The sequence below is a fragment of the Desulfobacula sp. genome (assembly GCF_021107415.1).
The window spans coordinates 23673-37114 of sequence record NZ_JAIOSW010000418.1 but is presented as its reverse complement, the minus strand read 5'-3'; the positions used below and the strand labels follow the sequence as shown (position 1 = coordinate 37114).

Sequence of the window (13442 nt, the reverse complement as noted above, 5' to 3'; positions counted from 1 at the left end):
TCTTTCTTTGGCAATCTGAAGTTCAAGCTTTGCTTTTGCCTGTTCCATGACCTTTCTGTTCTGGGGTGTAGCAAGAATAGCTTTCCCCTGGGGCAGAAGATAATTGCGGCCATACCCTTCAGCCACAGAACACTCACTTCCTGCAATACCCAGCGTGTCAATGGTTTCTTTTAATATAATTTTCATTTAAACCTCCAAAAAGATTCAGCCCATTTCTTAAATAAAGCTGACTTTTAGTTTATTTTTTTATCATGTAGCAGTATCAAGTTTTCTAAAATTAATCCAGGTGTCAAATAATCCGAATCCGATGACAAGGAACATAAAAAAAGGTTGAATGGCAATTAAGATATAAAAAAAAGATCTTAATGCAAAAGGGACACTCTTTTTTTGAAAAAAAAATGATACCACTGCAATTCCCTGGAAAAAATATACAAACATTAAAATGATCAAGCAGTTTACAGCAATATATTTCAACACATCTACGGGTAAAAATATTAAAAGGGACAAAGCAATGACACCAAACACTAAATAATCGGGTGCTTTCCATTGATTTAAATTTTCAATACTTTTAATAATGATTCCTTTTTTCAATAATATTTTTTTTATCAATAAAATGTTGAGCCATACCATGGTAAGGTATGAATTGATAAATATTCCCGGAAAAATAATAACAAACAATGAACTTGCTTTTTCAAGCATTTGCCGGTCAACTTTCATTTCCGGATACAGTTGAGCTGATTCTGAAAAAAGTCCGGATGACAAGGCTTGATACCTGGATATATAATTTGAAATTATTTGTTCAATTCCCTGGGGGTGAGTTAAAGAATAAATAAGCAAAACAGCCACACAGGACCCAAGAACTGCAACGCCTGTGTATAGCATGATTTTTTCAATACTCAAGTGTTTTTCTATAAATTCACCAAGGAAAAAACCTGTCATCAATAAGGAACCAAAGTAGAGTGTATTAAATGCAAAGTTACGGGTAAATACGATTAACACGGCCAGGCTTACCACCATGATGATACCGCTGCCGTTTCTTCCTGTCTTAAGCCTGTAAAACAGAACGGGCAAAGGAAGGAACATCCAGGCCACGATACCGATCAATGGAACAATATACATGACGGCAATGATCAGCATACATAAAAGGATGCCGGTTAAAATATCCTTAATTGCTGTGGGTTGTATTAGAGTACCAGTCACCTGCATTCGTCCTGCCGTTTAATACATGGGCCTGCCAACAAACGGCAGCAGCGCTATCTGGCGAGATTGCTTGATGGCAACAGTGAGCTGACGCTGATGTTTGGCGCAGGTACCTGTGATTCTTCTGGGAATTATTTTTCCGCGTTCTGTAATGAATTGTCTGAGTGCTTTGGGCATTTTGTAGTTTATTTCAAGATCATTGTCCACACAGAATCTGCATATTTTACGGCGTTGATAAAATTTATTTTTACCGCCGCCACCTCTTTGCGTTCTACGGTTATCATACATTGTCATTATCCTCCAGTCTTAATTATTCCGTTTTTTCCTTGGTTTCTTCAACTTTTTCACCTTCCTTGGAAGCAGCTTCCTCAACAGTCTCTTCCTCAACAGCTTTTTTATCTGTCTCATCTACCTGTTCAGATTCAACCTGTTCGGATTCGTTTTGGGCTTCCTGGGTCTCCCGGACTTCTTTTTCAAGTTGTTCCACCGTTACATTATCGGAAAGAAGGAGTGTCATGAATTTGAGTACTTCATCACTCAGGCGAAAGTTTCTCTCAAGTTCTTTTATAAGTTCGCCGGTTCCGCCATAAGTGACACATACATAATGACCACGTAATTTTTTCTTGATTTCATAGGCAAGCTTTTTGTTGCCCCATTCATCAAAATCTAAAAGAATACCATTTTCTTTGGCAATGATATTTCTGACTTTATCAAACAGGTCTAAACGAGCTTGATCTTTAAGATCAGGGTCAGAAATAAAAACAGTTTCATACTTCCTCATTTTTTCTCCTTACGGATATAAAGCCCTGACAATCAGTCAGAGCAAGGATTAATACAAAAAAACAACACCTGCCTTTCAAGTGTTGCATAAAAACTATTTTGTATATCATTAAAACTGGTTTGGGTCAATATTTATCTGGATTAAGATAATATTGTATTAGCCAAAATATTATGGCATACTATTCAGACTGATAGCCTTTTAAAAGGTTTGGATAACTTTAGGGCTTGAACAAAGATGATGAATGATAACAAAGGACATTATGAATCTTCAAGGTGATTTTGAAGGATTAAATCTGGCAAGCATCCTTCAGTTATTGTGCAATGATCAGAAAACAGGGGTGCTTACTGTCACCCGTGATGCCGAGGAAAGCCGGGTGTTTTTTGAACAGGGAACCATTATCTATGCATCTGCCTCTTTGAAGGAGGCAAGGCTGGGGTTTCTTATGCGAAATGATGGCGTTATTTCAGTCCAGCAGCTTCAAAAATGTCTCGCCCATGCCAAGGAAGAAAAAATGCACCTGGGTAAAATCCTGGTGGATAAAGGATATATTTCTCTTGATACTTTGAAAAAGTATAATACCAAGCAGGTTGAAACCATTTTATATAATCTTCTTTTCTGGAAACAAGGCAGGTTTGAATATAAAGATGCCAAATTAAATTTAACGGGCATGATCGTAACCCAGTTGAACCCTATGAAGCTGATCCTTGAAGCCTCCAGGCGGATTGATGAATTATCTGTTCTTAAAAAATCTATCCCCAGTGATAAACTGGTCTTTAAAATGTCGGGAAAGGTCCAAAGCAAGGATGAAATCAAACTCAATGCAAATGAATGGCGGATTCTTTCTCTGATTGACGGTACCCGTACTGTCCGGCAAATCATTACGCAAAGTGGATATGATGAGTTTGCAGTCTATAAAATTTTTTTCTCCGTGGTCTCCTCTGGTTTGATTGAGCAAAAAGAAGAAATTCAACTGGATGATCAGGGAGAGGAAAATGATTATTCAGCTATTCTGACCGTTTTTACTGACATACTGCAATCTATAAAAAAAAATATTGATGAGGAACTCGGGGATAGAAGCTATTCTCTGTTTGAAGAAAGCAAAACAGGCCTTGCCATTGAATTTAAAGATATGTTTAGAGATTATCACCCTGACAACCACAAAAATTCAAACCTTCAATCCATTACCAGTGTTCTAGAGCAAATGGAGTATATTGAAGACCCCAAGGAATTCTTAATCACAGGATTTGCACAATATTGTACCCGGGTATTACAAACGGTTGGAGAACTCCTGGGGTCACATCCTTTGATCAAAATCCTTGCGAGTATCGAAAAAGTATTGGGGTATGTGAAAAAATATCAAGCCGGATCTAAAGAAAAGAATAAAATCGTCAATGACATGAAAAATGTCATTATAAAAGTTCATTCAGAATCTAAAATGGATAAAAAAGGCAGATCCAAAGGCAGTATTTTTTCCTTGTTTTCCTGAAAAGCGTTTATGAGTCTGCCACTTTTGCTCCGCCATAGGCCAAAAAAGCAAGCGCAGCTGTTCTGAACAATGCCTTGATAGTTTCAAGGACATCTGCATCCACTATATTATCAAAAATGATCACATAATCGGCAATAAATAAAAGACAGACTGTTACCAGGATCAGGTTGATTACCTTTCCGACTTTTCCGCCGGCATACTTAATCCTGGCTTTATTAAAAACAAATATAATAATGAGATATATTACCAAAGTGAAAATCAGAATAATTGTTTGTGCTGTCATGAATATTCCCCTCTTATTGAGACCTTTCTTTATCAAGATCTTTTAGAAATTTTATTATATTGTCTGCCAGAGCTAAATCATTCATAATTTTTGATTTTACCACTCCTAGATAATAATTGCCAACAGGAAAAATAAAAATATTTTTTTGGTTTTTTCTGGGAAAAATTAAGTATTGAGATTTACTTTTATTAATACTGAATGAATTTTGACCACAGGAAAAAACCATATCAGCTGTCCTTTCAGAGTCTTTTATGTCATGGGCTGTGATTTTTCCCTTTTTATCAACAAGAATATATTGATCTACTCCGGGTACTTTGGAAATCTGCATAAATTTTTTTAAAAGGAGGTTGGTTTTTTTGGGAGGTGCCCGGAAAATGTATGAATTCAGGTAATGGCATGAGCTGCACCTGAACACAGCTTTCCCATTTCTATACTGTTCTGGCCCCAAAAGATTTTTTTCTCCACAATCTTCACAAAAAAAAATCATTTTATTTCGATTTTAAGAGGTGAACATTTTTTTAATTTTTCCCCAAAATCCCGAAGGTTTCTCCGGGGTGGTATCTGACATGCCTTTGTATGCTTTATTGATTTTAGCCTCAATTTTTTGTTGAATGTTTTTGGGTTGGTTTTGCAACATATTGGTAACAGAGGAAATGATCTGAAGCAGGCAAGTTTTTTCGGGATCATTTTGCCAGCGTTTTTCAAGGTAAGAAATGTCTTCGTTGATTGATAACAAGGATGATTTATACTGAAGCCATTCCGAGGTTTCAATGGTGGATTGCAACCGGCCTAATATGGCAGCACCAGGATCTTGAGGCAATGGATCATTATCATCACTTTTATGCAAGCTTTCTTCAACAGATTCATCTTTATCCTGAAACGGTACTATACCGTTTGTCGGACTATCATCTGCTATAGTGCGTATTTCAGCCGCCTGCTCATCCCTGTCAACTGTTTGGGCGGGACTATCCCCTGGGATATCGAGGTTAAAAAATTCATCCAGCCGGCTTCCGATTTCCGGTATGGGCTCATTATCCAGTCGCTTGGGTGTGAAATTTTTAACTCCATCGGATTGGAAATCTTCTGTCTGGTCAAGCATATTCAGGGCTGGATTATGGTTTGGGCCATGAACATCCTGTAGATGAATGGCATCCAGCAATTCATCAGCCGGGGACTCTTTTATACTGAACAGGTCATCCATAACATCCATTGGACCTGGTGGTGATTTTTTCTTATTTGCCAATGAGGGTGCTATTGTTTCAGGATCAGCTTGGGTAAGTGGTGTTAAAGGCACAAGGTCATCTGCTGCATGCGTGCCTGTTTGTTTAATATGAGAAAGGGCGGGTTGAATGGATTCATCTTCGGATGTATCGGCTGGTAAGTGAGTCCTTTCTTTTTTTTGGTCAATTTTTTGTTTAAATTCATGAAATCGGTTGATATCAGTTTCCAGAATCTGTTTTTTATCCCTAAAGGTCATGTCAGGTGCTTGGACAAGCTGTTCAAAGTTTTTGAAAACAGACCGTAAAAAAGATATGGAATCCGTGTGGGCATTTGCTTTTTGTTTGCCAATATATCGCCCTGTACTGTGAATAATTTTTAAAAAGGTATGATGGATTTTATAATTTTTGAATTTTAACAGCAAATTTGTGGTAACGGCTTCAAAACTTTGAAGGGTGGTATGGGAGACTTCCCAGTCAATAGCAAGAATCACTGATTTAAGATCATTTATATCATCATCGGAGATGTCAGGTTTAGAAGCAATTTTGTTTTTTAAGGATTTGTAGTTTTTAATTTCTTTGGAAAGGATCCCGTGGATTTCATTTTTTTTAAGATCAGGGTCGTTGATGATTTTTTCAAGCTGCTCTGCAATGGAATTTAAGGCCGGGATCGAATCTGCATGGGCATTGTTTTTTCTTGCGCCCAGATATTTGCCTAAAGATTGCATCATTTTTAAAAAAGATGTTATGGGCTGATTTCCTTCATTTTGTTGTCCAAGCAGAGAAATCTCATTTTTAAAAGCATTAATATCATCATCTGTAATGTTTTCATTCAGGGCCTGTATGATCTTTTTTAGTTCAGTTAAAGAATTCAAAAAAACCTCCTTAAAAAAGTTGATCTTGGATTGATGCCAATGTCATTGATATGATTTTTTTCAAAGTGGGGATAACATTGCCGCCGTTTAAAGCACTGGCTTCAAACGCAGGCGCTCGCAAAAGGCCGTTCAGATCTTTTTGCAAGGTTTGGGAAGGCAGAATCGGGATATCGGATTGTTTAAGATCTATTTTGTTATATTGCATGACAAGAGGCATGTTAAACAGATCAAGATTGTAGGTCTCAATATTTTCATATAATTGATTTAAAGATTCAATATTCTTTTTTCGCTGTTCTTTTTGAACATCAGCGACAAATACTATACCATCAACACCGCGCAATACAAGCCTCCTGGTGGCATTATATTTCACCTGTCCGGGAACGGTATATAATTGAATGGTAATATCAAATCCTTTGATTTGACCGACATCAAAAGGTAAAAAATCAAAAAACAGGGTTCGATCATCCTGGGTTTTTAAACTGACCATTTCAGTCTTTATCTGATCCCTGTATTTTGTATTAATATATTCAAGGTTTGTTGTCTTTCCACCTCGACCCGGACCATAATAAACGATTTTGATCTGAACTTCTTTGGTTTTTATATTGATGAGCGCCAAGTCCAACCCCCTTAAACAAAACTAAACATGGTAAAATGATTTTATCACGTTCTAACTATGATCAGTCATTGGACAATATTTTATTGATTTCCTTGATGGTTTCAGACACTTTTAATCTTACCAGCCCTAATGAAATATCTTGGTTGAACATTGTAATTAAAAGTGTTTCATCATCAACCTTGCTGAAATGAATACTTGATTTTTTACCTTTATGAAAGAGTAACGAAAATTCAGATTCACCCACAAGTTTTGCCATTGCATCAACTGCTGCGAAATTACCGGCAGCAAGAGCGGCAAAGGCTGTAGAGTCCAGATGGCTTTTCCCATTATCATGCTTTGCAATGGTATTGCCGGCCATATCCATAAAAATGACGTTATCAAGTCCAGCCGATATCAGGTTGGCGTGAATCACATTATCAATGGCATCTAGTTGGTTTTGATTAAACATGACAGAATGTTAACGCAAAACGCATAATTGTGCAATAATATAAGCATTTATTTTTTTTTACGTTTGTTTTTGCCCGGTTCAAAACCAGACCACTATTTTTTTACTGCTATATGACACTTTCCGCAACTGGCAGGGGCAGGGCCTTTCAGGCCTTTTTTATCCCCTGCCTTTTTATTGATTTTTTTATGACAAGAAATACAATTGCCATGCATGGCGTTTTCAAGCACCATGATATCTTTTTTATTCTTTTTATCTTTTTTCAGTTTTGTATGACATTCAATACATTGTTGGACATTATCCCCAATTTTTAAGTCAAGGGGCTTGTTATTTTTATCATGGTGGCAGTCACCACAGGATACTTGACACCAAATATATTTATTTGTTCAAAAATAATTTTATAAATGCAATTTTTTTTGTATTGATCAGATTTTCGGAACGATTCTATCTAAAGGGGATTTGTATAATTCTTGCAGTGCAAGGCTTGCAGCGCCTCTTGCCCAGTCTGTATCACAAAATTTCTGGATAACAATCTCACAGTTTTGAAAAACATCTTTATTGGTAAGAGATTTTAGTCGTTTTCTCATGGGTTCAAATAAAAGATCTTTGGATTCAACACCTCGTCCGGAAAAAATGATTCTTTTGGGGCTAAAAATTTGTATAAGTCCTGAAATGCCGGTACCCAGTATTTCTCCGGCATGGTTGAAAATTTTTTTAATTTTCAAATTTCCTTTATTAGCAGCATCAATTACCTGTTCATACTTTAAAAGGGTTCGATCCTGTTTTAAAATATCTGCTGCCTGGCTAATAATAGAAAAATTGCTGACATAGGCTTCGAGACATCCTTTTTTTCCGCATCGACATGGATTGCCCCCAGGTTTTACAACAACATGCCCGAATTCTGCAGCCATGCCTTTTTCTCCGGTGTAGAGCTGGCCATTAACAACAATTCCCATTCCCACACCATCCTCAATGGTTACAACAAGAAAATTATCAATACCTCTGCCGTGGCCAAACCATTGATGGGCAAGGGTTACAGTATTGGCATCATTTTCCACCCATACCGGGATGTCAAACCGTTCCTGTATGAGTTCCCTTAAAGGGACATTGTCTTTCTGATAAAACAGGGTCCAGTGATTAATTCCTTTTTTTCGATCAATCAACCCGGGAATACCGGTGCCGATCCCGGATATCATGGAGGGTGTCAGCCCGGCCTGTGAAATACAATAGGAGACACCTTCTTCAATAAGATCTGCAATAAATTCCACTGGTTTATTACTGGTACGGACAGGCAGATCTACTGAACTGCGAATGTCGGCCTGCATGTCTGTCACGGCACAGGAGATCATGAAAGCTGAAACCTTAATCCCCACAACATATGCTGCATCAGCATTAAGCGCCAGCATAACTCTTTTTCGTCCACGCTGGTTGGAATCTTTTATCTCTTTTTCATAAATCAGGTTGTTTTCAATAAGTCTTGCAGTAATATTGGTTACGGAAGCGCGGCTTTGCCCGGTTATTTGAGCCAGTTCAATACGGGAAATTGATTTTTTCCCTCTTATTGTATTTAGAATATTAAACTGGTTTATCTCTTTTATTAAATCCCGATCTGCAACAGCCATAATTTCCTTTTAATTCATTGAGTGAATTATTTTTTTTGGGATAACAGGGGTCGCACCTTTTTTTGTACAGACATAAGATGCAACCGAACTTGCTGTTTTATTTATTTTTTCCAGGCCGAATCCATTTAAAAGCCCAAGGGCAACAACGGCTGAAAAAGAATCTCCAGCACCCACACTGTCAATCATTTCAACAGGTTTCGATTTATATATTGAATCATGATATTTGTCTGCGAAAATACGGCTTCCATGTTTTCCTTTGGTTAAAACAACCATTTCAAGATAAAACATTGAAATTAATTCCTCAAGGCATGCGGTCTCTTCTTCTTCGGTTAAAAACATTTGGGTGATAATATTTAATTCATCGTGGTTGAGTTTTAAAATATCTGCTAAATTAAGCAGGTCTGATAAGATTTTTTTGGAATAGTAATTTTGTCTTAAATTGATATCAAGGATTTTCAGGCAGGTTTTTTTTGTTGCCCTGATAAAATTTTTTATGGTTTGGCCCGATACTGGATTCCGTTGAGCCAGGGTTCCAAAACAGACAGCATCGGCTGTCCTTGCTATCTCACTAAAATGCGGGTCAAAAGATAAAAAATCCCAGGATGAATTTTCATGGATGATATATTCGGGCATTCCTTTTTTATCTGTTTTAACACTGACCCTGCCTGTGGGGTGGTCTGGATCGACTGATAATAAATAGGGTACCTCTTTCTTATTGAGTTCGGCCTTAATTTTGTTTCCCGGCAGATCATCTCCAACACGGCTGATGATCATTCCCCTGGCACCAAGTTGGTTGGCATGAAAAGCAAAATTGGCCGGAGCTCCGCCCAATTTTTTTGATCCCGGGAATTCGTCCCACAGGATTTCTCCAATGCCTATGAGTGTATATTTATCCATTTAGTATATTCAGTGCATAAAAGGTGTAAGGGTTTTTCATCCTCTTCAATGGTGGGGAAACGACCAATGGAATCTAAAAAACAATTATCATTTTCATCATCATTTACTTGAGAAACTTCGCCGATAACAACCGGGCCACTGCCCTTTTGGGTATAAAATGAATGATATATAAAGGGTTCTAAAAAAATACTTTCACCCGGCTTTAGTATGATTTCCTGGCCGGGTTTAAATTCTTTGAGGACACCATCAACAGATGCATACAAGGATTCATTAGATAATTTTTCATCTAGTGTTGACCGAAATAGAACAATCACAAGGTTTCCACCACCCCGGTTAATAATATCTTCTTTTTTTTTCCAGTGAAAATGCATGGGAGCAACCTGATTTTCTTTGCAGACCATGAGTTTCTCAGCATAGGTTTTCGGATATTTCTCCTTTTTCCTGCTGTTCCCGTTTCGAATTGTAAACAACAAAAGCCCTGTCGTGTCAAAGTGACCGCACCCGTAATCCGTTACATCCCAGCCCAGCATGTTTTCAACGATTTCATCAACCTCATGACCTTTTTGTGCCCAGTCTTTTAGGGTCCAGAATGCAAAGGGAGGTAGTTTGAAACCAATGCTTTCAATCAGTTTTTTTGCAGTTTCAATTTCTTTGTTGATTTTAGATCGTTTCATGAAAATTCCTATATTGTTTATAACAAATCAGGCTTCCCTTTTTTATTGTTATCATAAAAAAATATAAATTTAAATATTATTTTGTTTACTGATTAAATTAATTCTTGTAATTTATATTTTACCTGTTTATAAATGAAATATTATTTAGAATGATAAATGCTTGGCATTATCATTAATTGTTAGTAAAATTTTTTTAAAGGAGGAGACAGATGAATTTTAAATTGTTAGCAAAAATAGCAGCAGTACTGACTTTAGTCGGCATTTTTTCAACAAGTGCGTTTGCAGGAAAAGTGGAAGTTCTTCACTGGTGGACATCAGGTGGTGAAGCAAAATCAGTTGCCGTATTAAAAGACCTTCTGGAAAAAGAAGGACATTCATGGAAAGACATGGCTGTTGCAGGTGGTGCCGGAGAAAATGCAATGACAGTGTTAAAAACCCGTGCAATGGCGGGAAATCCTCCCACAGCCGCACAGGTAAAAGGTCCTGCAATTCAGGAGTGGGCCCAGGAGGGACTTCTTGCAAATCTTGATGCTGTTGCAAAAAAAGAGAACTGGGATAAGCTTGTTCCTTCAGTTGTTACTGATGTCATGAAATATGAGGGCCATTATGTTGCTGTGCCGGTTAATGTTCATAAAATTAACTGGATGTGGTGCAATCCTGCAATATTTATAAAAGCCAAGGCTAAAATTCCTACAACCTGGGCAGAATTTGAAATAGCAGCACAAAAAATTCAAAAAGCAGGGTTCATCCCGGTTGCATTCGGTGGACAGGCCTGGCAGGAGGCAACTGTATTTGAATCTGTCGTCATTGGCCAGGCAGGCGCAGATTTTTATAAAAAAGCCCTTGTGGACACAGACCCCAAAGCATTAAACAGCCCTGAAATGATTAAAGCCCTGGAAACGTTTAAAATGATAAAAAAATATACAGATAAAAATGCGCCCGGCAGGGACTGGAACATGGCAACCTCAATGGTTATCAGAGGTGAGGCTGCCATGCAGTTCATGGGTGACTGGGCAAAAGGTGAATTTACTGCAGCAGGGAAAAATCCCGGATCGGATTATGTTGCCATTCCGGTTCCCGAATCCGCAGGTACCTATCTTTTCAATGTAGACAGTTTTATCATGTTCAATGTAAAAGACAGCGGGGCCAAGGCTGCTCAAAATGCAATGGCAAGACTGATTCTTGGAAATAAATTCCAGGAGGTTTTTAATGTTAACAAAGGTTCTATCCCGGTCAGATCCGGTATTGCAAAAGCAAGCTTTGATGATATTGCCCTCAGATCAATGGATGAATTTGCAGCTACTTCTGCAAACAATACACTTTTGCCAAGCATGGCACATGGCATGGCGGTATTCCCGGCGGTTCAGGGTGCAATTTATGATGTAGTTACAAAATTTTATAATTCCGATATGACAGCCAAAAAAGCAGCTGCTAAATTTGTTACGGCAATAGCTGCAGCAAAATAGGTGTTTCCAAAACAGCAGGCATTTTTTAATGCCTGCTGTTTTCATCCTTAAATAGTTATGTAAAGATCATACCCAATATGATATTTCAAGGTTCAGGAAATCTTAGAAATCAAATTTCCTACATGTCTGACAGACTGCTTCCAAAGCTGGTGCTTGCACCAACTTTTGTGAGTACCATTGTTTTTGTTTACAGTTTTATTTTATGGACAGCCTGGATTTCATTTACTAAATCACGCATGCTTCCAAGATATGAGTTTGAAGGGCTTGTTCAATATATAAAACTTTTTGCAAATGACCGATGGTGGGTTGCAAGTAAAAATCTTTTCATATTCGGCTTTCTTTTCATTATCATCTGTATCATTCTGGGACTGCTGCTGGCCATCTTCCTGGATCAAAAAATCAGAATGGAAGGAACGCTTAGAACCATTTTTTTATACCCCATGGCACTTTCATTCATTGTAACGGGAACTATATGGAAATGGATTTTAAATCCCAGCCTTGGTGTTGAAAGGCTTATGCATGATATGGGATTTTCAAGTTTTCATTTTGACTGGCTTGTTAATTCAGACATGTCTATTTACACGGTGGTTATTGCCGGGGTATGGCAGTCCACAGGTTTTGTCATGGCATTGTTTCTTGCAGGTTTGAGGGGAATTGATGATTCCATAATAAAAGCTGCCCAGATTGACGGAGCAAGTCTGTCCAGAATATATATAAAAATAATCATACCAAGCCTGAGGCCGGTATTTTTCAGTGCTCTGATGATCCTGTCCCATATCGCCATAAAAAGTTTTGACCTTATTGTGGCATTAACCGGGGGTGGTCCCGGATATTCCTCAGATGTTCCTGCAACTTTTATGTATTCTTTTGCATTCACAAGGGGCCAGCTGGGTTTGGGTGCAGCAAGCTCAATGGTAATGTTCGGGGCTGTGCTTGCCATTATCATACCCTACCTTTATTCTGAGTTAAGGAGCCGGGGCAATGAATAACGAAAATTTTATAAACGGTTACCAAAAAACACCTGCAATGCTTTTTTTCAGGGCAGCGATATATGCAATCCTTATAATTACAGCAATATATTTTTTAATCCCCCTGATTATAATGATTTTTACATCTGTAAAAACCATGAATGACATTAGAACAGGAAATTTTTTATCTTTTCCCAGAGAATTTACCCTTGATGCATGGAAATCAGCCTGGGATACAGCCTGCATTGGCGTTACATGCAACGGGATAAAGGGTTATTTCTGGAATTCTGTCAAGATAACTGTTCCTGCGGTTTCCATATCAACCATCATTGGTGCTGCCAATGGCTATGTATTTTCAAAATGGAAATTTTGGGGCAGTGAAGTCTTTTTTTCTATCCTGCTGCTGGGCTGTTTTATCCCTTTTCAGATTATTCTTCTTCCCATGGCAAAGTTGCTCGGCATGATGGGTTTGGCCCAGACTCTGCCGGGGCTGATACTTGTTCATATTATTTACGGCCTTGCTTTTACAACCCTGTTTTTCAGAAATTTTTACGTCACAATACCCCAGGAGCTGGTCAAGGCGGCTAAAATTGATGGTGCAGGATTTTTCAGGATTTTTTTTAAAATAATGCTGCCGGTTTCAATCCCTATTTTTGTTGTATGCATTATCTGGCAGACAACACAGATATGGAATGATTTTCTTTTTGGCGTTGTTTTTTCATCAGGAGAAACCCAGCCGGTTACAGTGGCTTTGAACAACCTTGTAAACACTTCCACCGGAGTGAAAAAATATAATGTGGATATGGCAGCAGCTATCATTGCAGCCCTGCCGACCATGGTTGTATATATTGTTGGCGGAAAATATTTTTTGCGTGGTCTTACAGCCGGATCTGTAAAAGGATAAAGATTTAT

General features: G+C 38.0%; 15 protein-coding genes and 1 pseudogene. 4 read left to right on the top strand and 12 right to left on the bottom strand.

The genetic code is table 11. The features are described from left to right. The 4 genes and pseudogenes from K8S13_RS21155 to rpsF form a co-directional block, all read right to left on the bottom strand. Nucleotides 1–186, bottom strand: a pseudogene (locus K8S13_RS21155) (50S ribosomal protein L9); the annotation flags it as partial. Nucleotides 187–249: 63 nt separating this feature from the next. After that, a complete protein-coding gene (locus tag K8S13_RS21150) occupies nt 250–1200 on the bottom strand; it encodes a DUF2232 domain-containing protein (RefSeq protein WP_291465707.1) in 951 nt (316 codons plus the stop codon). An 18-nt stretch (nt 1201–1218) separates the two neighbouring features. Further along, nucleotides 1219–1488: a 30S ribosomal protein S18 gene (gene rpsR / locus K8S13_RS21145; RefSeq protein ID WP_291465706.1), complete on the bottom strand. Its 270-nt coding sequence runs from the start codon at nt 1486–1488 to the stop codon at nt 1219–1221. 22 nt (nt 1489–1510) lie between these two features. Beyond that, nucleotides 1511–1981, bottom strand: coding sequence for a 30S ribosomal protein S6 (gene rpsF, locus K8S13_RS21140; RefSeq protein WP_291465705.1), 471 nt, complete (start codon nt 1979–1981; stop codon nt 1511–1513). Nucleotides 1982–2240: 259 nt separating this feature from the next. Between rpsF and K8S13_RS21135 the strand changes: the two genes are divergently transcribed. Beyond that, nucleotides 2241–3467, top strand: coding sequence for a DUF4388 domain-containing protein (locus tag K8S13_RS21135; RefSeq protein ID WP_291465704.1), 1227 nt, complete (start codon nt 2241–2243; stop codon nt 3465–3467). 7 nt (nt 3468–3474) lie between these two features. Here K8S13_RS21135 and K8S13_RS21130 read toward each other — a convergent pair whose 3' ends face one another. The 8 genes from K8S13_RS21130 to K8S13_RS21095 form a co-directional block, all read right to left on the bottom strand. After that, nucleotides 3475–3750 (bottom strand): hypothetical protein, encoded by a 276-nt coding sequence (locus K8S13_RS21130; RefSeq protein WP_291465703.1) that lies wholly within the window; start codon nt 3748–3750, stop codon nt 3475–3477. A 499-nt stretch (nt 3751–4249) separates the two neighbouring features. Next, on the bottom strand, nt 4250–5842 hold the full coding sequence (locus K8S13_RS21125) for a hypothetical protein (protein WP_291465702.1): 1593 nt from the start codon (nt 5840–5842) through the stop codon (nt 4250–4252). Nucleotides 5843–5852: 10 nt separating this feature from the next. Continuing rightward, nucleotides 5853–6458, bottom strand: a complete 606-nt coding sequence (locus tag K8S13_RS21120) for a GTPase domain-containing protein (protein ID WP_291465701.1) — start codon at nt 6456–6458, stop codon at nt 5853–5855. A gap of 61 nt (nt 6459–6519) precedes the next feature. Next, nucleotides 6520–6906, bottom strand: a complete 387-nt coding sequence (locus K8S13_RS21115) for a roadblock/LC7 domain-containing protein (RefSeq protein WP_291465700.1) — start codon at nt 6904–6906, stop codon at nt 6520–6522. A 92-nt stretch (nt 6907–6998) separates the two neighbouring features. Further along, entirely contained in the window at nt 6999–7277 is a 279-nt protein-coding gene (locus tag K8S13_RS21110; RefSeq protein ID WP_291465709.1) for a cytochrome c3 family protein, read from the bottom strand. Nucleotides 7278–7328: 51 nt separating this feature from the next. Further along, entirely contained in the window at nt 7329–8525 is a 1197-nt protein-coding gene (locus tag K8S13_RS21105) for an ROK family transcriptional regulator (protein ID WP_291465699.1), read from the bottom strand. A gap of 9 nt (nt 8526–8534) precedes the next feature. Continuing rightward, nucleotides 8535–9422, bottom strand: coding sequence for a PfkB family carbohydrate kinase (locus K8S13_RS21100; protein WP_291465698.1), 888 nt, complete (start codon nt 9420–9422; stop codon nt 8535–8537). Next, the gene (locus K8S13_RS21095; RefSeq protein ID WP_291465697.1) at nt 9401–10096 is read right to left on the bottom strand and encodes a D-lyxose/D-mannose family sugar isomerase; all 696 of its coding nucleotides are present in this window, start codon (nt 10094–10096) and stop codon (nt 9401–9403) included. Before K8S13_RS21095 ends, K8S13_RS21100 begins: the two co-directional genes overlap by 22 nt. 209 nt (nt 10097–10305) lie before the next feature. Here K8S13_RS21095 and K8S13_RS21090 point away from each other — a divergent pair, with 209 nt between their 5' ends. From K8S13_RS21090 to K8S13_RS21080, 3 genes are all read left to right on the top strand, one after another. Further along, nucleotides 10306–11562, top strand: a complete 1257-nt coding sequence (locus tag K8S13_RS21090) for an ABC transporter substrate-binding protein (RefSeq protein ID WP_291465696.1) — start codon at nt 10306–10308, stop codon at nt 11560–11562. Between the two features lie 77 nt (nt 11563–11639). Further along, entirely contained in the window at nt 11640–12551 is a 912-nt protein-coding gene (locus K8S13_RS21085) for a carbohydrate ABC transporter permease (protein ID WP_291465695.1), read from the top strand. 37 nt (nt 12552–12588) lie between these two features. Next, nucleotides 12589–13434, top strand: a complete 846-nt coding sequence (locus tag K8S13_RS21080) for a carbohydrate ABC transporter permease (RefSeq protein ID WP_367172797.1) — start codon at nt 12589–12591, stop codon at nt 13432–13434. Nucleotides 13435–13442 lie beyond the last annotated feature (8 nt).

Coding starts and splice junctions, on each gene's coding strand:
- rpsR (WP_291465706.1), bottom strand. CDS start 1,488: ATGTATGATAACCGTAGAACGCAAAGAGGTGGCGGCGGTAAAAATAAA.
- rpsF (WP_291465705.1), bottom strand. CDS start 1,981: ATGAGGAAGTATGAAACTGTTTTTATTTCTGACCCTGATCTTAAAGAT.
- K8S13_RS21135 (WP_291465704.1), top strand. CDS start 2,241: ATGAATCTTCAAGGTGATTTTGAAGGATTAAATCTGGCAAGCATCCTT.
- K8S13_RS21130 (WP_291465703.1), bottom strand. CDS start 3,750: ATGACAGCACAAACAATTATTCTGATTTTCACTTTGGTAATATATCTC.
- K8S13_RS21115 (WP_291465700.1), bottom strand. CDS start 6,906: ATGTTTAATCAAAACCAACTAGATGCCATTGATAATGTGATTCACGCC.
- K8S13_RS21105 (WP_291465699.1), bottom strand. CDS start 8,525: ATGGCTGTTGCAGATCGGGATTTAATAAAAGAGATAAACCAGTTTAAT.
- K8S13_RS21100 (WP_291465698.1), bottom strand. CDS start 9,422: ATGGATAAATATACACTCATAGGCATTGGAGAAATCCTGTGGGACGAA.
- K8S13_RS21095 (WP_291465697.1), bottom strand. CDS start 10,096: ATGAAACGATCTAAAATCAACAAAGAAATTGAAACTGCAAAAAAACTG.
- K8S13_RS21090 (WP_291465696.1), top strand. CDS start 10,306: ATGAATTTTAAATTGTTAGCAAAAATAGCAGCAGTACTGACTTTAGTC.
- K8S13_RS21085 (WP_291465695.1), top strand. CDS start 11,640: ATGATATTTCAAGGTTCAGGAAATCTTAGAAATCAAATTTCCTACATG.
- K8S13_RS21080 (WP_367172797.1), top strand. CDS start 12,589: ATGCTTTTTTTCAGGGCAGCGATATATGCAATCCTTATAATTACAGCA.